23 protein-coding genes and 1 tRNA gene are annotated in these 19,178 nt (G+C 60.4%); 20 read left to right on the top strand and 4 right to left on the bottom strand.

The window, feature by feature from the left end; genetic code table 11:
- Positions 1-2: 2 nt before the first annotated feature.
- The 12 genes from CR152_RS27795 (at position 3) to CR152_RS27745 (ending at position 6,297) form a co-directional block, all read left to right on the top strand.
- Positions 3-488: a hypothetical protein gene (locus tag CR152_RS27795; RefSeq protein WP_099880398.1), complete on the top strand. Its 486-nt coding sequence runs from the start codon at positions 3-5 to the stop codon at positions 486-488.
- Positions 485-1,219, top strand: coding sequence for a hypothetical protein (locus CR152_RS27790; RefSeq protein WP_157778783.1), 735 nt, complete (start codon positions 485-487; stop codon positions 1,217-1,219). The genes CR152_RS27795 and CR152_RS27790 overlap by 4 nt, the downstream gene beginning before the upstream one ends.
- Entirely contained in the window at positions 1,216-1,560 is a 345-nt protein-coding gene (locus tag CR152_RS27785; RefSeq protein WP_167399961.1) for a hypothetical protein, read from the top strand. The genes CR152_RS27790 and CR152_RS27785 overlap by 4 nt, the downstream gene beginning before the upstream one ends.
- Positions 1,561-1,613: 53 nt before the next feature.
- Positions 1,614-1,994, top strand: coding sequence for a FaeA/PapI family transcriptional regulator (locus CR152_RS27780; protein ID WP_099880395.1), 381 nt, complete (start codon positions 1,614-1,616; stop codon positions 1,992-1,994).
- Complete coding sequence (locus tag CR152_RS27775) at positions 1,991-2,485, top strand: hypothetical protein (RefSeq protein WP_099880393.1); 495 nt, start codon at positions 1,991-1,993, stop codon at positions 2,483-2,485. The genes CR152_RS27780 and CR152_RS27775 overlap by 4 nt, the downstream gene beginning before the upstream one ends.
- 11 nt (positions 2,486-2,496) lie before the next feature.
- Complete coding sequence (locus CR152_RS27770) at positions 2,497-3,150, top strand: phiTE_015 family protein (protein ID WP_099880391.1); 654 nt, start codon at positions 2,497-2,499, stop codon at positions 3,148-3,150.
- On the top strand, positions 3,147-3,404 hold the full coding sequence (locus CR152_RS33350) for a hypothetical protein (RefSeq protein ID WP_157778782.1): 258 nt from the start codon (positions 3,147-3,149) through the stop codon (positions 3,402-3,404). Before CR152_RS27770 ends, CR152_RS33350 begins: the two co-directional genes overlap by 4 nt.
- Complete coding sequence (locus tag CR152_RS27765; protein ID WP_157778781.1) at positions 3,401-4,489, top strand: hypothetical protein; 1,089 nt, start codon at positions 3,401-3,403, stop codon at positions 4,487-4,489. Before CR152_RS33350 ends, CR152_RS27765 begins: the two co-directional genes overlap by 4 nt.
- Positions 4,489-4,695 (top strand): DUF4224 domain-containing protein, encoded by a 207-nt coding sequence (locus tag CR152_RS27760; protein ID WP_099880388.1) that lies wholly within the window; start codon positions 4,489-4,491, stop codon positions 4,693-4,695. Before CR152_RS27765 ends, CR152_RS27760 begins: the two co-directional genes overlap by 1 nt.
- The gene (locus CR152_RS27755) at positions 4,688-5,719 is read left to right on the top strand and encodes a tyrosine-type recombinase/integrase (RefSeq protein ID WP_099880386.1); all 1,032 of its coding nucleotides are present in this window, start codon (positions 4,688-4,690) and stop codon (positions 5,717-5,719) included. The genes CR152_RS27760 and CR152_RS27755 overlap by 8 nt, the downstream gene beginning before the upstream one ends.
- Before the next feature lie 76 nt (positions 5,720-5,795).
- A tRNA-Arg gene (locus tag CR152_RS27750) sits at positions 5,796-5,872 on the top strand.
- A 110-nt stretch (positions 5,873-5,982) separates the two neighbouring features.
- The gene (locus tag CR152_RS27745; protein WP_099880384.1) at positions 5,983-6,297 is read left to right on the top strand and encodes a type II toxin-antitoxin system ParD family antitoxin; all 315 of its coding nucleotides are present in this window, start codon (positions 5,983-5,985) and stop codon (positions 6,295-6,297) included.
- 143 nt (positions 6,298-6,440) lie between these two features.
- Here CR152_RS27745 and CR152_RS27740 read toward each other — a convergent pair whose 3' ends face one another.
- A complete protein-coding gene (locus CR152_RS27740; RefSeq protein ID WP_099880382.1) occupies positions 6,441-7,292 on the bottom strand; it encodes a metallophosphoesterase in 852 nt (283 codons plus the stop codon).
- Between the two features lie 178 nt (positions 7,293-7,470).
- On the opposite strand from CR152_RS27740, the gene CR152_RS33345 reads away from it, so the two are divergent.
- Complete coding sequence (locus tag CR152_RS33345) at positions 7,471-7,899, top strand: hypothetical protein (RefSeq protein WP_157778780.1); 429 nt, start codon at positions 7,471-7,473, stop codon at positions 7,897-7,899.
- Positions 7,900-7,997: 98 nt separating this feature from the next.
- On the opposite strand, the gene CR152_RS27730 is transcribed toward CR152_RS33345, so the two are convergent.
- The 3 genes from CR152_RS27730 to CR152_RS27720 all read right to left on the bottom strand — a co-directional run bounded on the left by CR152_RS27730 (position 7,998) and on the right by CR152_RS27720 (position 10,229).
- Complete coding sequence (locus CR152_RS27730) at positions 7,998-8,498, bottom strand: nuclear transport factor 2 family protein (RefSeq protein WP_229413664.1); 501 nt, start codon at positions 8,496-8,498, stop codon at positions 7,998-8,000.
- 112 nt (positions 8,499-8,610) lie between these two features.
- The gene (locus CR152_RS27725) at positions 8,611-8,994 is read right to left on the bottom strand and encodes a nuclear transport factor 2 family protein (protein WP_099880378.1); all 384 of its coding nucleotides are present in this window, start codon (positions 8,992-8,994) and stop codon (positions 8,611-8,613) included.
- 65 nt (positions 8,995-9,059) lie between these two features.
- Positions 9,060-10,229, bottom strand: coding sequence for an NADH:flavin oxidoreductase/NADH oxidase (locus tag CR152_RS27720; RefSeq protein WP_099880376.1), 1,170 nt, complete (start codon positions 10,227-10,229; stop codon positions 9,060-9,062).
- 141 nt (positions 10,230-10,370) lie between these two features.
- On the opposite strand from CR152_RS27720, the gene CR152_RS27715 reads away from it, so the two are divergent.
- From CR152_RS27715 to CR152_RS27685, 7 genes are all read left to right on the top strand, one after another.
- A complete protein-coding gene (locus tag CR152_RS27715; RefSeq protein WP_099882850.1) occupies positions 10,371-11,342 on the top strand; it encodes a LysR family transcriptional regulator in 972 nt (323 codons plus the stop codon).
- Positions 11,343-11,422: 80 nt separating this feature from the next.
- Positions 11,423-12,079: a M949_RS01915 family surface polysaccharide biosynthesis protein gene (locus tag CR152_RS27710; RefSeq protein ID WP_099880375.1), complete on the top strand. Its 657-nt coding sequence runs from the start codon at positions 11,423-11,425 to the stop codon at positions 12,077-12,079.
- A gap of 219 nt (positions 12,080-12,298) precedes the next feature.
- The gene (locus CR152_RS27705) at positions 12,299-15,811 is read left to right on the top strand and encodes a chemotaxis protein CheB (protein ID WP_099880373.1); all 3,513 of its coding nucleotides are present in this window, start codon (positions 12,299-12,301) and stop codon (positions 15,809-15,811) included.
- The gene (locus CR152_RS27700) at positions 15,808-16,719 is read left to right on the top strand and encodes a PAS domain-containing protein (protein ID WP_099880371.1); all 912 of its coding nucleotides are present in this window, start codon (positions 15,808-15,810) and stop codon (positions 16,717-16,719) included. Before CR152_RS27705 ends, CR152_RS27700 begins: the two co-directional genes overlap by 4 nt.
- 64 nt (positions 16,720-16,783) lie before the next feature.
- On the top strand, positions 16,784-17,449 hold the full coding sequence (locus CR152_RS27695; RefSeq protein ID WP_370663868.1) for a M949_RS01915 family surface polysaccharide biosynthesis protein: 666 nt from the start codon (positions 16,784-16,786) through the stop codon (positions 17,447-17,449).
- Between the two features lie 107 nt (positions 17,450-17,556).
- Entirely contained in the window at positions 17,557-18,069 is a 513-nt protein-coding gene (locus tag CR152_RS27690) for a sigma-70 family RNA polymerase sigma factor (protein WP_099880368.1), read from the top strand.
- Positions 18,070-18,084: 15 nt separating this feature from the next.
- Positions 18,085-19,065, top strand: a complete 981-nt coding sequence (locus CR152_RS27685; RefSeq protein WP_229413662.1) for a FecR domain-containing protein — start codon at positions 18,085-18,087, stop codon at positions 19,063-19,065.
- Positions 19,066-19,178: the final 113 nt, after the last annotated feature.

The raw sequence follows: 19,178 nt of genomic DNA, 5'->3' as shown, positions 1-19,178 counted from the left end.
GCATGGAAAACAAGACGCACTGGAAGCAACTGGTTGACCCCCGATACATAGGCGCCTACGCGCTGCCGAACGGCGACGACCTGACCGTAACCATCGAGCGGGTACAGCTGGAAACCGTGACGATGATGGGCGGTAAAAAAGAGGACCACAGCATCATGTACATCAAGGGCCACAAGCCGATGATCCTCAACGTGACCAACTCGAAATCGATTCACAAGCTGTACGGGCCATTCATCGAGGATTGGGCTGGACGGCAGATAACCCTGTTCGCAAGCACCGCGAAGATGGGCGGGGAATTGGTGGAGTGCCTGCGCATCCGGCCGACCGTCACCGCCAAAAAACGCAAACCAATCGAGGATGCGCGGTTTAAAGGCGCGGTGGCGGGCATCAAGGCCGGCACCTACACGGTCGAAAAATTGCGCGCGGCTGCACTGCTGACCGATGAACAAGAAGCCGTCCTGGCGGCGCTTAACACGGAGGATGCATGATTAAGATTCGCTGCTCTTCTCTCGGCCTGATCATGTCCGACGCGAAGTCAATCGATGAAAGCCTGATAACGCCCGAAATTGCCATCATCGCCCGCAAGAAGAAAAAGACCGGCGACGAGGCGGCACTAATTCGCGGCCTGCTCGAACGCAGCCTGTCAGCCGGCGCCAAGACGGAAATGAAATCCATTGCCCGCGAATACGTCTACAGCTTCAACCAAGTCATCGGCGGCAAGTTCATGGACAAGGGGATCATCGTCGAGGATCAGTCTATCGCCCTGTACAACGAGGTGTTCTTCACCGACCACAAGAAAAACACGGTCCGCCTCAGCAATGACTGGATCACTGGCGAGTGCGACATCATCGTGCCGGGCGTGAAAGGCATCGACATCAAGTCGTCGTGGTCCCTCGCCACCTTCCCGGCGGTTTCCGAAGATGGCGAGGATTCGACGTACGAATGGCAGTGCCGGGGCTACATGATGCTGTGGGACGTTCCCGTTTGGGAGGTGGCCTACTGCATGGTCAACACACCGGACGAGCTGATCAAGTACGAGCAGGAAGACCTGCATTTCGTAGACCACATCGACGAACCGCTGCGCGTGACGGTCGTTCGCTATGAGCGTGACCTCGCTCTTGAGGAAAAGATCAAGCGCAAAGTGGACATGGCCCGCACATACCTTGCTCGCGTAATCGAGCAAATCAAGATTCAGCACAACTTTACGGAGGCCGTATGAATGAAGATGCCGAAATCAACATCTTCCGTTCGCTCGACTATCTGCGAGACAACGCGCCAGCATACGCGAAAGCCAAGTCTGAGCGCGTCTACCTTGAGGAGTTTCGCAAGACGAAGAAGGCGCTCTTGATGCGAGAGGCCGAAGTGGCCGGGCATAAGTCGGCAGCCACTCAAGAGCGCGAGGCCTACGCCAGTCCGGATTACCTCGTTGTGCTGGATGGCCTGCGCGCCGCCGTTGAGGAGGAGGAGCGCTACCGTTGGATGATGGTTGCGGCCCAGGCCAAGATTGAGGCATGGCGCACCCTGGAGAGCTCCCGGCGTTACGAGGCCAAGACCGTATGAGCCGATCCGAACTGGCCTTTCACTTGATTCTAAACACCTGACCCGGAGGATTTATGCAAGCACGCGCTGAGATCATCGCCAAAGCTGCGACGAAGAAGAAAATAGCCACCTTCGTGTCCGTGGCCACTCTGCCACCAACCACGCTCAAGGTCGCTGCCGAGTTCGGGCTGACGAAGGTCACTGCGGGCGTGTATCTGCGCCAGCTTGAGGGCGCTGGCGAAATCCACCGCAAGGAACTACAACTACGAGGCGCGCGCCGCTCTGGCAAGCTGCCGGTCACATGGGTGCCGGGGCAGAGCGATGACTACATCGCCGCAGAAGACCGGCTTGACCCGATCATCACCATGCGCCAAGCGTGCGTACGCAGCTACAAGCTGAACCATGTGCGGGACCCACTCGTCGCGGCCCTGTTCGGCCAGGCGGTGCACTCATGAAGAAGCCGCGCAACAAACGGTACGTGCCCAAGCCGGTCTCGTTGAACCCGCTGTCGGAGGTGTTCGGTGGCCTGAGCGGTGACCATGCCGACCACCTGCGCGTGCTGAATATCCGGAACCACGCGGCCATGGCGGCGCTGACGACCGGCACCGGCGGGCGCGAGGAATGGGATTTGCTGGTGGGCGCGATCAACATCGCCAACGTGATGTGTGAGCAGGGCATCGGCGACGAGTTCCGCGCGGCGACCATCGCCGGCCGGGATGCGCTGATGGCGGTGGGTAAGCGCGGCGCGACAACGGGTCGCTTCCTGTTTCGGGGCGACGAGCTGGCCGCCATGAATCACGCCCTGGCTTGCCACGATGCTCAGCTGGAAAACGTCCGCGCAATCGACGTGGACCGCGCATCGAACGAAGTCATGCGCCGGATTCGCCACAACATAAATTCAACGAACGTCCGTGCCGAGCTGGCGCGCGATGCAGCACAACAATAACGGGAGAGAAGATGAACGCAGACTTGAGCAAGTTGACGCCGGCCGAGCGCTTGGCGCTGAGTATCGCAGGGCGCGAGGATTGCCATATGTCCATGGTGAGCGTGGCGAATGTGCGGGCTGTCTTGGCGCGCATCGCCGAGCTGGAAACCATCGTCGGGGACTCCACGGCAGATGCCCCAACCACCGCGCAGGACTGGGCCGGGCTGTCGGCAGAGGTCGCATACAGCCTGATCGAGCGCCACGCCGATACCTGGGCCAAGGGCGCGCAGATGATGACCGCCTGGGCCGATGCGCGCGCGGCAGCCGGTGCGCCCGACCTGCACAGCGCGATGGATGAGCGCGAGGCGTTTGAAAAGTACATGACTCAGGATGATGCATGGCCCGCATGGCCCAAGGCTGTCGAGCGCTCAGGAAAAGGCTACAAGCTGATGCAGGTGCAATCTGCGTGGGTCGCGTGGCAGGCGCGTGCCGCCCTCGAATCGGCTGCGCCAGTTGAGGCGCTGACGGATGAGGAGATTCTAATCATTGCTGCTGAAACGGAGCATGGCTGGTCTGGCGGGGAGTTAGGCCAAATCATTCCTTTCGGAATAGAAGAGTCCGAATCAGAACCTTATATTAATTTCGCCCGCGCTATCGAGGCGCGGATCATGGGAGGGGCGAAATGAAGCCATATGTCATTGAATACACCGTACGCACTGTTGTCATGGGCGAGAGCGAGAGCGAAGCCTACAGCGCCGCGCTTGATGAATGGCGAGAAGTCGCAGGTGATAGCACCCCCGATGTCGATGTTTCCGACGAGGTGCATAGCGCTAAAGACTTGCCAAGCGGATGGGATTTGCAATGCATCCCGTATGGCGGTGACGGCACCACGCGTCTTGAGCATTTGATTTGTACACCTACAGAGGAACCGAAGCCATGACCACCACTATTCAAGCCGCCATTGAGGCGCTGCCCCGCTACACGCCCACCCCGGTGCCGTTCAATATCACAGAGACCAAATCCGGCGATTTCCTGCTGCGCGACGACGTCCTCGCCGCCCTCCAAGCCGCGCCAGCGCCGGAAGCTACCGATCTGCACGCAGCGATCATGAACTTGCCGTGCAAGCCGCGCAATGCTGACTTGATTGGCAAGGGCGATGCCGAAAACCGCGCCTACCAGATTGGCCACCGCGATGCCCGCCATGCAGCGGCTCAACTGGTGGCTGCGCATGAACATGACGCGCCAGCGCAGGACAGCATTGATACGCCTCGCTTCCGCGAGCTGGTTGATTCATACGTGCGGTTTTTCAGCACTGATGAGCCGGGCCAAAAGGGTGAGTATTATTGGCGCGCCATCGTTCAACACATCGACGCCCACATCGCCCAGCGTGCGGCCAGCGGGGATGCTGAACCTGTGGGGCATGTTAAGGATTTCAACAAGGGGACTGACAAAGCATACCGTCAAGTCATCTGGGCAGACCGCACAGCGGCAATGGATTTGCCGGATGGTGCACCTATCTTCACCGCAGCCCATCCGTCCATCGCCGCCGCCGCGACGTGTGTGACTTGCTGCGGTGAAGGCATGGTATGGATTGATGGCTGTACCCATGCCTGCGCAGCGTGCCAAGACATCACGGAAGATGTTGCGGAGGATGGCGCGCCAGCGGGGGATTTGCCGCCGCTGCCTGCGCACCCCGAGCCACATACCTACGTGTGGAGCGATCTTGAACGCGCGGCGATCTCAGAGCATGGCCAAGCCTGCGCCCGTGCCGCTGCTGCGCCATCAGGGCATGCGGAGCCGGTGGCGTACATGACATCGGACAAGCGCATGCTGATTTTTGCCGATGTGTTCAAGGGCAACATGGATTCATCGTCAGACGGCATGACGCCACTTTACGCCGCCCCTGTAGCAGCAGAGCCAGCGCCGACACGCCAGCGCACGCCGGAAGAGCTGCACGAAGAGGGCGTGGAAAAGTTCCTGGCGTCGGCGACGATCATTCCCGCGCAACCGGGAAGGGGGCGTTGATGGGAATGTTTCTCACGCCGGAAGAATTGATCGACTACACCGGCCGGAAGCTCAAGTCGAAGCAGATCGAGGCGCTGCGCAAAATGGGCGTGCCGTTCCGCGTCAATGCGTGCGGGCGCCCGGTCGTCACCACGCTGGCAGTGGAGGGCTCGCGCCAGCCAACGCCAGCAGTAGAGCCACAATGGACGCCGAAATTACATGGGTAGAAAGCCAACAAAGAATCTGCACCTTCCGCCCGGCATGCGGGCGAGGGTGCAGAAAAGCGGGAAGATTTATTATTACTTCGACCAGGGCGGCCGGCCACGTACGGAAATCCCGCTGGGCGGGGATTATATTCTGGCCTTGCAGGAGTACGTCAAGAAGCAAGAGATTATCGGCCCTGGCGCCGGCGCGAAATTTGGCGACGTGATCGCCAAGTATGAAGCAGAGGTTTTGCACACGCACGGCGCCAAGACGATTCAGACCAACAAGTCGGACCTGAAGCACCTGAAAGCCTTTTTTGCAGACGCGCCGCTATCTCAGGTTCGGCCGATGCACATCAAGCAGTTCCTGACCAAGCACGCAGACAAGCCGACGACGGCGAATCGCTGCAAGCGCCTTTTCTCGGCGCTGTGGAACCGGGCGCGCGGCTGGGGGTACACGGACGCAGAGAACCCATGCACAGGGATCATGGGCCACGAGTTGGAGAAGCGCGAGGTCTACATCACGGACGCGGTATTTCATGCTGTGCGCGCGCATGCCAGTGCGCAACTGGTGGATGCGCTCGACCTCGCCTATCTGACCGGGCAACGGCCGGGCGATACGACCGAAATGCACGAGGATCACATTGACGGCGAATGGCTGCTAGTGGAGCAGGGCAAGACAGGTAAGCGCCTGCGCATGATGATCACGGGGGAGCTGGCGGAATTGCTGGCGCGTATTGCCGCAAGGAAGGTTGGATGCAAAGAGAGTAGCGGATACCTGCTGGTGAACGCTTCGGGCCGACGTATGACAAGGGATGCCCTGCGTTACCAATACGAAAAAGCGCGGGGTTTGGCCGCCAATGGCAACCCGGAACTGAGCGAGGCCATCAAGAAAATGTGGTTCTACGACCTGCGCGCGAAGGCGGCCGACGACAGCGCCGACGAGCGGGGGGAGCAGGCTGCCAGCGACCTCTTGGGGCATGATAGCGTCAAGACCACTCGCCGCCACTACCTGCGCCGTGGTAAAATCGTGCCGCCCACAAAGTAGGGTTTGCGGAGCAGGGTAGTTATTTGCGGAGCGCCACACTCCATCAAAACAGGTAAATCCCTTTAAAATCAAGACACTGCCCATAGCTCAGTTGGATAGAGCATCAGCCTTCTAAGCTGAGGGTCACAGGTTCGATTCCTGTTGGGCAGGCCACGAATATCAACCGCTGTACGGTACCTGCTTATTTGCGTGAACCATATCGCGAATATTCGGTCGAACATTCACAGTTTGTGCAATTCAATATGAGACATCGGGAGATCCGAATGACCATGAAGATAGTCCTAGCGCCGCAATTTGAAGAAATGGTGCGGGAAAAGGTGGTTTCTGGCTTGTACACTTCAGCAAGCGAAGTTGTTCATGATGCCTTGCGTCTCATGCATGAGCATGACCAAGTACGCATTGCAAAGCTCGCTGAGCTCCGTCACGATATTCAGGCCGGCCTGGACAGCGGCCCGGTTGTCGATTGGGATCCTGATGAAATCAAGCTCTCTGGAAGGGCGAGGTCCCATCCACAGTGGTGTAGAGCTGATACGCGTGCTGCACAGCGCGCGGGATGTCGAAGCTCAGTTTTCGCCTGAGTGAAACGCGCGTGCTCTCACGCCACCAAACACGATTATGACCGTTGGCAACGGAACTTATCGTTGCGGTAATCTCCCCCAAGGTTGGCTTTCGACTTCTGGGCTATCTCACTTCTTTGAATGAGCCGCTAAGCGATACGCTGCTAACGCAGTGTGCAGATCACCAGTTCCGGATCTGCATTGATACGCAACGGAATCAAAGTGCATCCAAACCCGCGACTGACGATCATCGTCCCGTTGCCGGGCACCGCAAATTCGCCGTAGCAGTATTGACGCGACAGCGGTCCAGTCGGCTGCACCAGGGGCGCCCCGTCACGGCGCGCGACCTGCCCGCCGTGTGTGTGTCCAGCGAAGGCAACGTCAAAGATTTCTTTGTCCAGATGCATGAGCCCATCCGGAGAATGTGTCAGGAATAGCTTGACCTGTCGCGATTCCGAGAACGTTCGGGCCGCGTCTGCGTTACCCGTCCATGGCTCATCGATGCCGCAGACGCTGACCATGTCGAACGGGGCCGGCAAAGCGATGTTGCGATTAACCAGGACATGCGCACCCATATCCCGCAAGGCGGTTTCGATTGATTTGCGCCCGTGCCGGATATCGTGATTGCCGATCACGGCATAGATTCCTAGAGCGGGGGCATACGCTGTCAGAACATCGCGCAACCGGTCGACATACCTGGCATCGAACGAAACGTAGTCGCCGCCGAGCAGTAACACGTCCGGGCGCAGCAACAGCAATTGATCGCGCAATAGATCGAACAGACCTGCATGCGTTGTCGGTCCGGCGTGCAGGTCTGAGACAAACCCAATCCTCAGCGGAGCCGGCAATGGTTTTTCCCTGTTCACGCTCATTTCATAGCGCACAACCCTGAGTTTGCCATGCCAGCCCCAACGATAACTCCACGCTGCCACCTTGCCACCCAGGAGCATACCGCTAACTATCCGTTCGATGACATTGCGAATTGGGTGATGGCGCTTCTGGGGACGATCTGACATATTCGATTCCGCGTGCTGGACCAGGCACTGTACTACACGGCGGCTTCGCGCTGTGCGGCCACCCAAAGAATGTAGGCGGCAGGCGTGATTAAATAGCGATCAATTTTGATATCATGCTTCTCACTTGTAGCGTGAGTGATGTAGCGTGAGTGATCCCCCGACAACCAGATGAGATGCCTTGAATTCCTTTTCCTTCGTGCGCCGCGCAGGTGAAATCCTGGCATTGGCGGGCATCTGTGCAGCGCTTCCTTTATCGCGACCCGCACCACCCCAGTCAGTTCCCATTCGCGATGCTTGCAATACGTTTGTGAGTCAAGTCTCTCCGACCGTAACGCCAGCGCTTCGGCGTGGCAAGCACGGGCTTCATCTGGCGATCAGTTTTACGCCCGCAAAGGATGAAGAGTCCGATGCCATCACCGACGCAGTCGAGGCGGGAACGCGGGAACTGGTCATTTATCCGGGCAAGCAGACGGTAGAAGCGGTCGGCATTCAAAACCATGACCTGGTCCTTGCCGTAAAGTCGCGCGAGCATGCGCAAGAACTTCTGCGGCTCCTGTGCTTCTCGCGTCCTGATGAACTGGCCGACGTGGCGGCAATACCTGAGTGACGCGCATCTCGACCTTGTCGGCGTCTGCGGCCGCAAGGACCCTTTGCGATGGTACGACCCCAAGGTACGCAGCGGCAGCCAACCGATTGCCGACTAGGTCAGGGCGCGACGTGAGTGTGATAAATCTTGCTGACCACGGTCCACTTGCCGTCGACCTTCAGCAGGTGAAAGAAGTCGGTGAAAGAGAAGCCTGAGACATCGTTGGTGTCGATGCGCGCACTGGCGGCGATGCCGACGATATCGATGCTGACGATCACACCCTGGGCTTCGGGTGATGGGCGAAATGGCGGGTTGTCAATGGCGTGAAACAGCCCTTGGATCGAACCGCCTTTCAGCTTGCCTTTGGCATCGACCCCGAAGACGGTCGCCTGCTCGCTGAAGGCTGGCTTCATGATGCTGCTCTTTGCCTGTTTGCAGCCCTCGCTGTATTTGTTCAGTACCTCAACGATGGCTTGGTATTCTTGCACGTAAGTAGGTTTGCTCATGGCTTTACTACTGTTAACTTGTTGGCCGCCCGGCAGGACTTCTGCTTGCGCAGTCGCGCCCAGGCCAGCCGTGATTGCCAACAAAAACAAAGTCTTGATAAAAGTAATTTTCATTTGGTTGCTCTTTGATGAGGGTTGCAATGACTGATTGATGCTTGGTTGAAAAAACACAGCAGACACTGCGGAAAGCCTGATGTGCCGCGCGTGTTCATGGCCGACGAAGCGTTTAAGGTGCAACGTGGGTGTGATAAATCTTGCTGACCACAGTCCACTTGCCCTCGACCTTCAGCAGGTTGAAGAAGTCGGTGAAGCAGAAGCCCGAGACATCATTGGTGTCGATGCGCGCACTGGCGGCGATGCCCACGATGTCGACTTTGACGATCCCCCCTTGGGCTTCAGGAGACGGATGGAAATCCCTGTCGATCGTGTCGAACAGGCCTTGGATGGGACCGCCAGTCAGCTTGCCGTCGCCATCGACGCCAAAAATCGTTGCTTGTTCGTTGAAAGCAGGCTTCATGATGCTGCTGTTGGCCTGTTTGCAGCCGTCGCTGTACTTGTTCAGTACCTCGACGATGGCTTGATAATCTTGCACGTAGCTAGGTTTGTTCATGTTTTCACTCCTTGTTGTTAATGCGAATCGTCGTAAAAACCGGCCGTGTTGGCCGGCGTGAGAAATCATTGCTTGTGGCCATTCGCGGCGCTGTTCACTGTTGGGGCCCATGGCCCCAACTCGAGAAGTTTGTTGGCGCGGTGGTCGAGCCACCAGCCTGCTTGAATATTCCAATCGGCATACGCTGCACCTGGACTGACCGCCCCTAGCGTCTGCTGTGCATGCAAGGGAAAGTGTGGATCGCGCAGAGCCGCATGGCCAAGCGCTACCAGGTCGGCCTGGCCAGAGGCGATGACAGCTTCAGCCTGCCGCGGATCGTTGATCATTCCCACGGCCATGGTGCCGATGTTTGCCTCGCGACGAATCTGTGCGGCGAACGGCACCTGAAAGCCATAGCCGCTGGGGTATTCGTAGACGCCGAAGCCACCGGATGAGCAATCGATGACGTCGACGCCGACCGCCTTCAAGGCCGTGGCGAAAGCGACACTGTCTTCAATCGTCCAACCGCTGCTGCTGCCATCGACAGCCGACAAGCGCACAAACAGCGGCTTGTCCTGCGGCCAGACCTCACGCACCTCGCGAGCGATCTCCAGCGGCAGGCGGATGCGGTTCTCGAATGTGCCGCCGTATTCATCACTGCGGTCGTTGGTCAGAGGTGACAGGAAAGCGTTGAGCAGGAAGCCATGCGCGTAGTGCAGCTCGAGCACATCGAAGCCTGCCCGCAGGGCGCGTCGTGCCGAAGCGACAAAATCCGAACGGACCTTGGCGATGCCGTTTGCATCCAGGGCGCCAGGTACCAGCCAGCCCTCCGCGACCGGGCGCGCACTCGGCGACACCACTGCCCACGGGTGTTCGCCGCGTGCTGCATCGCCTTCGTCCAGAGGACCGTTACCTTCAAAGGCTCTCTGGATGCTCGCTTTTGGCCCGGCATGAGCAATCTGGATTCCGGGCGTTGCACCATAGGCCTTGGCAAAAGCAGCGATGCGTGACAGGCCCTGTATATGGGCGTCATCCCACAGGCCCAGATCGCCATGTGAGATCCGTCCTTCGGGCGAGACCGCCGTCGCCTCGACCATCAGCAAGCCGAAGCCGCCGAGAGCGAAACGTCCATAGTGGACGGCGTGGTAATCGCTGGCATGACCATCTGTTGCCGTGTACTGGCACATCGGACTGAGGGCGAAGCGGTTGCGCAGCGTGACGCCGCGCAGGGTCAGGGGTTCAAAAATTTTGCTCATGGTGTTGTTCTTGAAAGAGGGTTCTGCTGGACGGATTGAAGAAACAATGTTTCGCTGTCTTGATTCGTGCTCAAGTCACTTGCTGCAATCAGTATGGAGATCGGCGATAATGACGTAAATAGTCATAAGGTAAGATACGGTATGACCAAAAACGTCATAATAGAAGGTCCAGCCCGCGCTGAAGCCCTGGAAGCCGCACCCTCTCCGCCACCGGTGCATCTTCCCGGTCTTTTCACATTCGAGGCTGCCGCCAGGCATTTGAACTTCGCTCGCGCTGCCGCGGAAATGGGCGTCACGCCAACTGCTGTATCACGCACGATCAAGAATGTAGAGGCCCAACTGAATGTGCGGCTATTCAATCGAACGACACGCAGTGTCAGTTTGACCGAGGCTGGCGCGTCATTGAACGCAGCATTAACGCCCGCGCTTGCTCTGATCAAAGACTCCTTGTCGCAGGCCTTGCTCGCGACTGAACAACCGTCGGGCACAGTGCGCGTCAATTCTTCCTACGTCGCATACCGACTCTTGATCGAGCCGCATCTGGCTTCGTTCTTTGAAAATTTCCCGATGATAAATGTCGAGATATCACTGGATAATCAGCTTGGCGATATCGTCAACGCCGGTTTTGATGTCGGCATACGCATGGGGAAGAATGTACAGAACGACATGGTCGCAGTGCAGCTGGGGGCGGTACAAAAAAGAATCGTGGTGGCTGCCCCGGATTACTTCCTCGAGCGGGATGAGCCAGAAACGATTGATGAACTGCTCAAGCACAACTGCATTCGCCAGCGCTATTCCGTTGGGGGCCGATTGTATGACTGGAAGTTCGAAGATCGAGGCCAGACGGTTCAAATCGATGTTCAGGGGCGCGTTATTTTTGATGAAATGCGATCTGTCCTTGATGCTGCAATACAAGGCCACGGCATCGCTTTCATCCTGGAAGATTTTGCGAAACAAGAGTTAGCAAACGGCATGCTGCGCCAGATCCTGAGGCAGCATTTCGGATTGGACGGTGCTTTTCATCTCTACTATCCGCATCGCAAGCACATGCCAGGAAAGCTGCGCGCATTCGTTGATTTCATGCGCGCTGCCAATAGAACAGAAACGTCTTGATTTACCAGCGTATCCGAGCAATGACGCTCATGCGGCACCGTTGATCTTGCGGAAATTACACATAGTGAAGGCGTAGAAGAATGCCGATAAAATCCAAAGTACCTGCAATCGCCGTGTTCGTTTTGTCGATCACCTCGGCAGCATCCCCGTCCGCATTTGCCGCCGAGGTGGAGCACACCGCGCTCACGAGCGCCGTCCTGAAATCCGAACGCATCACCGTGCCCGGCAAGCTGGTCAAGGCCGAGCGCTTTGTCGACAGCGCGGGCGAGCACCTTCTCGTCGTTAGCATGCGGACCGGGCCATCGAGCGCCTTCAACGCAGAGCCCGGCCGCGACGAGCTGTACGAACTGTTCTCCTCGCTCTACACCCGCAAGGCTAATCGCTGGGCCCGCACATGGCTGATCGAAGACGCGAACGACTGCCCCGTTATCGATTCATCGGCCAGTTTTTTTCCCAAGTACATCACCATCACCGATCTCGACAATAACGGTGTCGCCGAAGTGACCGTTCCGTACAAGATGTTTTGCAGCGGCGGCGTCGATTCCAGTGATTTGAAGGTCATCATGCGGCAGGGCGCGCAAAGATTCGCCGTGCGTGGACGCACGCTGACCGGTACCAAGGGCGGTTCTCCATATGGTGGAGAAATGGTGTTCGATAAATTGCTGTCGCTGAAAGAAAACGCCGTCTTCAAAGCGCATTTGAAATTCATCCGCGACAAGGTCTACATCGAAAATTGATACGCTGCGTTAACAAGGCCATGGGGCCGCCAGCCAGGCGCGCGCCGCCGACGATGCGTGCGTTAACCGGGCCCCAAGCGTCGACCTGCACCTGCTCGAACCGCAGGATGCCCAGGCCAATAACCGCACTGGCCCGAGTGCCCCAATGTTATAGTACGGCCCTGCGCTTGCCGCCGCTTGCGACGCGGTTCAACCCCCACGAAGCACCTTCAACCTGCCATGAAAAAAACCAGCACGACACCGCGCAAGCCGGCCAGACAGTCCGCCACAGCGCCTGCCCATGCGATCGGTACGCAGCCGGCGTCGTTCGCCATTGTGGGCATCGGCGCCTCCGCTGGCGGCCTGGAAGCGCTCGAATTATTCTTGTCGGGTATTCCCGCCGACAGCGGCCTGGCGTTTGTCGTCGTGCAGCACCTCGATCCTTTGCACAAGGACATCATGGTCGAGCTATTGCAGCGCTGCACCAGCATGCCCGTAGTGCAAATCAGCGACCGCCTGCGGGTCGAGCCGAATCATATGTACGTCATTCCGCCGAACCGCGATTTGTCGATACTGCACGGTGTCCTGCACCTGCTGGAACCGGCCGCGCCGCGCGGCCTGCGCTTGCCGATCGACTATTTCCTGCGCTCGCTGGCCGCCGACCAGCAAGCCAACAGCATCGCCGTGATTCTCTCCGGCATGGGGTCGGACGGCTCGCTGGGCTTGCGTGCGATCAAGGAAAGCGCGGGCGCGGTGTTCGTCCAGGATCCGGAAACGGCCAAGTTCGACGGCATGCCGCGCAGCGCCATCGACGCCGGCCTGGCCGACGTGATCGCGCCCGCCAACGCGCTGGTCAGCCGCATCCTCGACTACCGGGGCCATGCGCCAATGCTGGTCACGCCGCCCGACCTGAGCTTGTCCGACGCCGACGGCAGCGCGCTCGACAAGCTCGTCGTGATCCTGCGCGCCCAAAGCGGGCACGATTTCTCGTTCTACAAGAAAAGCACCATTTACCGCCGCATCGAGCGGCGCATGAGCCTGCACCAGCTGGCCAGCATTGCCGATTACGTGCGCTACGTGCGCGACAACGCGCATGAAGCGCAGCTGCTGTTCAAGGAATTGCTGATCGGCGTGACCAGTTTCTTCCGCGACCCGCCCGTGTGGGAACAGATCGAGGCCGACGCCATTCCAGCCCTGCTGGCAGCCCATCCGCAAGGCGCCGTCCTTCGTGCCTGGATCCCAGCCTGTTCGACCGGCGAAGAAGCGTATTCGCTGGCCATCGCTTTCCGCGATACGCTCGACCGCCTCAAGCCGGAGGCGCGCTATACCCTGCAAATCTTCGCCACCGATCTCGACAGCGACGCGATCGCCCGCGCCCGCGCCGGCGAGTTTGCAGGCACAATCGCCAGCGACGTCAGCGAGGCACGCCTGCGCCGCTATTTCGTGCAGCACAACGGCGGCTTTCGCGTGTGCAAGGAAATTCGCGAAATGGTCACGTTCGCGCCGCAAAACCTGGTGATGGATCCACCGTTTACCAAGCTCGACCTGCTCACTTGCCGCAACCTGCTGATCTACCTCGAAGCGGACCTGCAGAAAAAGCTGCTGCCCCTGTTTCACTACAGCCTGCGGCCGGGCGGCATCCTGGTGCTCGGGAGCGCTGAAACGGTGGGCGCCGCCAGCGACCTGTTCTCCGCATGGCCAGGCAAGACGCGCATTTACCAGCGCCGCGAAAGCAGCCCGCGCACGGAGCCGGTCGATTTCCCTGCATCCATTTATGGCGGGTCCCGCAAAGGCCTGGCCGTGCCGATTCCCGCCGCCAACGCGGCCCAGCCAGGGAGCGCTAACGTGCAGACCTTGATCGATTCTTTGCTGCAGCAACGTTTTTCGCCAGCCGCGGTGCTCACGACCGACAAGGGCGACATCATCTATATCAGCGGCAAGACGGGGAAATATCTGGAGCCGGCCGTGGGCAAGGCCAACCTGAATATCTTCGCCATGGCGCGCGAGGGGCTGGCGGGGGCATTGAACGAAGTCTTCGCCAGGGTCGTGCGCGAGCAGGGCAGCCAGGTGCTCAAGGGACTGCGCGTGGGCAGCGATGGCGGCGCGCTGCTGGTCAATGTCGAGGTTCACAGCCTGCAAGAACCGGCACCGCTGCGCGGCATGATCCTGATCGTGTTTTCCGACCAGCCGGCGGCGCGCGCAAAAACACCCCGCAAGGGCCAGCTGGCCGGTGCCGAGGCCGAGCGCATGGATGCCATGACGCAGGAAATGCAGCAATCGCGCGAGGAGTTGCAACGCGCCCGCGAAGAAATGCAGACCTCGCAGGAAGAATTGAAATCGACCAATGAAGAGCTGCAAAGCACCAATGAGGAACTGCAAAGCACCAACGAGGAATTGACAACCTCCAAGGAGGAAATGCAATCGATGAACGAGGAGTTGCAGACGGTCAATCATGAATTGTCGGCCAAGCTCGACGAATTGTCGCAAGCCAGCGACGACATGAAAAACCTGCTCAACAGCACCGACATCGCCACGCTTTTTCTCGATGAGCAGTTGTGCATCCGGCGTTTTACCAATCGCATCACCGGCATTTTCAAGCTGATCCCGGGCGATGCCGGCCGTCCGATTACCGATCTGGTGAGCACGCTGAATTATCCGTCGCTGGCCGAGGATGCCCGTGAAGTGCTGCGCTCGCTGGTGTTTCGCGAGGTCCAGGTCAGCGCGCCCGACGGGCGCTGGTTCACCGTGCGCATCATGCCGTACCGCACCCAGGACAACCGCATCGACGGGGTCGTGATCACCTTTGTCGACATCAGTGTCTCGAAAACCCTGGAACGCGCCCTGCGCCTGAGCGATGAGCGTTTCCGGATTGCCATCGAACATGCGCCGCTGACCGTGTTCAGCCAGGACCATGAGCTGCGCTATACCTGGGTGCACAATTTGCAGCCGCAACTGCGCTCGGGCGACGCCATCGGCAAGACCGACGCCGACCTGTTGCCGCCTGAAGATGCCGCGCGCCTGACCCAGCTCAAGCGCCAGGCGCTCGAACAAGGCATCAGCGTGCACACTGAAACCACGGCGCACCTGCACGGCATCACGCATTACTACGATTTCTTTGCCGAGCCGGCGCGCGACCACAGCGGCGCGATTGTCGGCGTCTCCGGCATGGCGTGGGAAATCACGGAGCAAAAGCGCTCCGAGTCGCGTTTCCGGCAATTGCTGGAACACTCGCTGAACGCGGTTGCCTGCCACCAGGTGATCATGGACGGCGGCATGCCGCGCGATTTTCTTGTTCTTGAAGTAAATCCCAAGTTCACGGAAATGACCGGATTGCATGACGTCGTGGGCAAGCGCCAGTCGGCGCTGGCCAGCAGCATCCATCCCTTCAACGCGGACCTGTTTTCCGCCTGCGTGCGGGTAGCGACCACGGGCAAGCCGGAGCACATGGAAGTGTCGGCCAGGGACGGCGCGCAATGGATCAACTGCGCGCTGTATTCGCCTGAGCCCGGGTTCTTCATCTCGGTCAAGGAAGATATCACCGAGCGCAAGCGGATGGAGGAAACGCTGCGTCAGGTACTGTCCGTGCTGCAGCGCCGCACCGCGATCCCGCCCTCGCAAGCTGGCGCGGCCGCGTCGTTGGAAAAGGTATTGCAGGATGCGCATGTGTTGCTGGAAAGCGGTATGGCAAAGCACACCAGCCGGCCAGGCAAGGCGATTTCAGATGCCGGCGACAATCAGGAAAAACAATCATGAGCCGTGAACAACCATTCCAAAGCGTATTGAGGGAAGACGCCGAATTGCGCATGCGCGCACGCGAACGCCAGCACGAACAGGGGCGGGCCCCGCAGCCAATGCAGCACGTCGACAATCCGCAGCGGCTGCTGCACGAACTGCAGGTGTATCAGGTCGAACTGGAGCTGCAGAACGAACAGCTGGAAGCGGCGCGCGCGTGGATCGAGGCGGCCCTGGCCAGCTACACCGAACTGTACGATTTTGCTCCCGTGCCTTACCTGACGCTCAACCGCACCGGTACGATTACCGAGACCAATCTGGCAGGCGCCCGCCTGCTGGGTAGCGAGCGGGCCCGCGTGATCGACAAGCGCCTCGGCGTCTTCGTGGCCGAGTCCGACCGGCCCCGGGTGGCGGCATGCCTGAAGTCGCTGTATGCCACCCAGTGCGACGCGCAGTGCGAAGTGTCGCTCGTCGCCAAAGACGGCACCCGCCGCACGGTGGAAATGCGCACCACCCTGGCCAACGATGGTGAAAGTTGCCGCGCCGTTTTGATCGACGTGAGCGAACGCAGTGCGCAGGAACGCCAGACGCGGCGCCTGGGCGACGTGTTCACCCTGGCGCCCGAAGCCATGTTCATCAGCGACCACAATGGCGTCATCACCGACATCAACCACGCGTTTACCGCGCTCACCGGGTTTGCGCACGACCAGGTGGTGGGGCAGCATCGACGCATGCTCAGCTGCGAGAGCCGGGCGCCCGGGCTGGACGAGGACATCATGCGCTCCCTCGCCATCAAAGGCAGCTGGAGCGGCGAGATGTGGCATCGGCACCGCGACGGCGAGGTGTACAGGAAAACGGCGCACTTCAGCACCATGCCCGACAGCAGCGGCGCGCAGACCTGCGTTACGCGCTTCGCGCGCCATGATTGAACGGCCGCGACTGACATTGCCATCCTGCCCGACAGGGCGGAGGGCGCGCACGGAACAGGCCGCAATCAAGCGACCGGCAACAACCCGGTCCTTGTGCCTTGCGCTGTGCCTGTCCCTGGCCGGCATTGCCGCGCCGCAAACCGCGCGCGCAGCCGGGCCGGTGCAAAGCTTCCGGGTCCCGTCCGGCTTTCTGGCATTCGGGCAGATCCCGCCGAGAGGAACGCTGGTCAAGGCTGAACGGATCGTCGACCGTGCCGGCGAACATCTGCTCGTCGTCACGCTGCGTGCCGGACCTTCGGGCGCGGCGAAGGCGACGCCCGGCGCGGTCGAGCGGTTCGAGCTGTTTGCCGTGCTGTATACCCGCAAGGACAAGGCCTGGCCGCAGACCTGGATCATCCAGGATCACGTCGATTGCCCGGGCCTCGATTCAAGCGCGAAATTTTTCCCCGATCACATCACGGTCACCGACCTCGACAAGAACGGGATGGCTGAAGTCACCGTGCCGTACACAATGTCCTGCGGGGGCGGAGTGGACGCGAACGAGCTGAAGGTCATCCTGCGCCAGGGCGAGCAAAAGCTGGCGCTGCGCGGCACCACCCTCAGGAATACCACGGTCAGCGCTGCCTACGGCGGCGAGATGAGGTTCGACGCGGCCCTGTCGCTCAAGGAAAACGCTGCCTTCAAGGCCCATCTGAAGCTGGTCCGGGACAAGATCTACGTGGAAGACTAAGCGCCCCGGCGCCCATCCACGGCACCCTGGTTCGCGCAATTAAATTGCCCGCTCACCCTGCAAGCATTACAATTGAGAATAATTCTCATTCTTAAGTGGCCGCTTGCATGTCCAGTTCCCATACTCCGTTCGCGCTTGAAACGCTGTACACCGACCATCACGGCTGGCTGCGCGGCTGGCTGCGCAAACGGCTGGGCAACGCTTGCGATGCGGCCGACCTGGCGCATGACACCTATCTGCGCATCATCACCAGCGGCCGCGTGCCGCCGCCCGACCAGTCGCGGCGCCATCTGACCCGGATCGCCAACGGCCTCGTGGTCGACCTGTACCGGCGCCGCCAGATCGAGCTCGCCTACCTTGAGGCCATTGCGCTGGTGCCGGCAGCGCACGTTCCGTCCGAAGAAACGCGTGCCATCACGCTCGAAGCCCTGGTCGAGATCGATGCGCTGCTGTACTGCGTGTCGGCCAAGGCCCGTGCGGCGCTGTTGCTGTGCAAGCTGGAAGGAATGAGTTACCGCGACATCGCCGAGCGCCTCCAGGTGTCGGTGTCGTCGGTGGAAAAGTACATCGCCACGGCGCTGCAGGTTTGCGCCAGCGCACTGCACGCCCCGGCGCCGTAAGCGGCGCTCCCAGCCATGCCCGCCGGCGCCACTATCCCGGGTCCGCTCGATCCAGCCACCGTCAGCCAGGCCGCCGCCTGGATGGCCCGCCTGTGGTCGGGCGAGGCCAGCGCCGCCGACCAGGCTGCCTGCGCCGCGTGGCGCGCGGCCCACCCGGACCATGAACGCGCCTGGAACCGCCTGCAAGCCGTCGAAGACAAGCTGATGAGTGTTCCGCGCGAGATTGCCCAGCACGCCTTGCGCGAGCCCGCTGCCGCCGCCTACGTCACGCGCCGCCGTGCGCTGCGGCTGTTGGGCCTGGGCGCGACGGCAGGCGCCGCCTGGTCGATGCGCGGCACGCAGGCCTGGGACAGCATCGCGTCCGACCACAGCACCCGCACCGGCGAAACGCGGGATGTCACCTTGCCGGACGGTACCCATGTGGTGCTGGCAAGCGCCTCGGCGATCGACCTGCGCTTTGACAGCCACGAGCGCCTTGTCATCGTGCGCGCCGGTGAAATCCTGGTCGGCACCGCGCCCGATCCGATGGCCGTGCAGCGCCCGTTCCGGGTCCAAACGCGCGATGGCACGGTACAGGCCCTCGGCACCCGCTTTCTTGTGCGCCAGCATCCTGACTTCACCCGCGTTGGCGTGCTGGAAGGTGCTGTCGAGCTGCGCACGCGCAACCATCTGCACGACGCCGTCCGGATCGGCGCCGGCAAGGGCGCGGCATTTTCCCAGGAACGTATCGAACAGTCCGGGCCGGTACAGGCCAGCGCCGCCGCATGGTCGGGCGGCTTGCTGGTGGCCGAGGACATGCGCGTGGCCGACTTTGTTGCCGAACTCGCACGTTACCGGCCCGGCCTGCTGCGCTGCGACCCCGATATTGCCGGGATGCGCGTCACCGGCGTGTTTTCGCTGCGCGACACCGACCGCGCGCTGCGCAATCTGGCGCTGGCCCTGCCGGTTGCCGTGTCGTATCGCACCCGCTACTGGGTTACCGTGCGCGCCCGCTGACCAAGCCAATTGACATTCTTTTGCGGAAATCGTCGCGTCCGCTTGAGGTTTTCTGGTTCTCGTTCGGAATACAAGTAAGCACTCCCGCAATCTTCCGAACTCCAGGACCAGAC

Origin of the sequence: Massilia violaceinigra, from assembly GCF_002752675.1 — a bacterium.
GTDB classification, from domain to species: domain Bacteria; phylum Pseudomonadota; class Gammaproteobacteria; order Burkholderiales; family Burkholderiaceae_D; genus Telluria_A; species Telluria_A violaceinigra.
The sequence above is the reverse complement of the archived record's forward strand: the minus strand, read 5'-3'. Positions and strand labels throughout refer to the sequence as shown.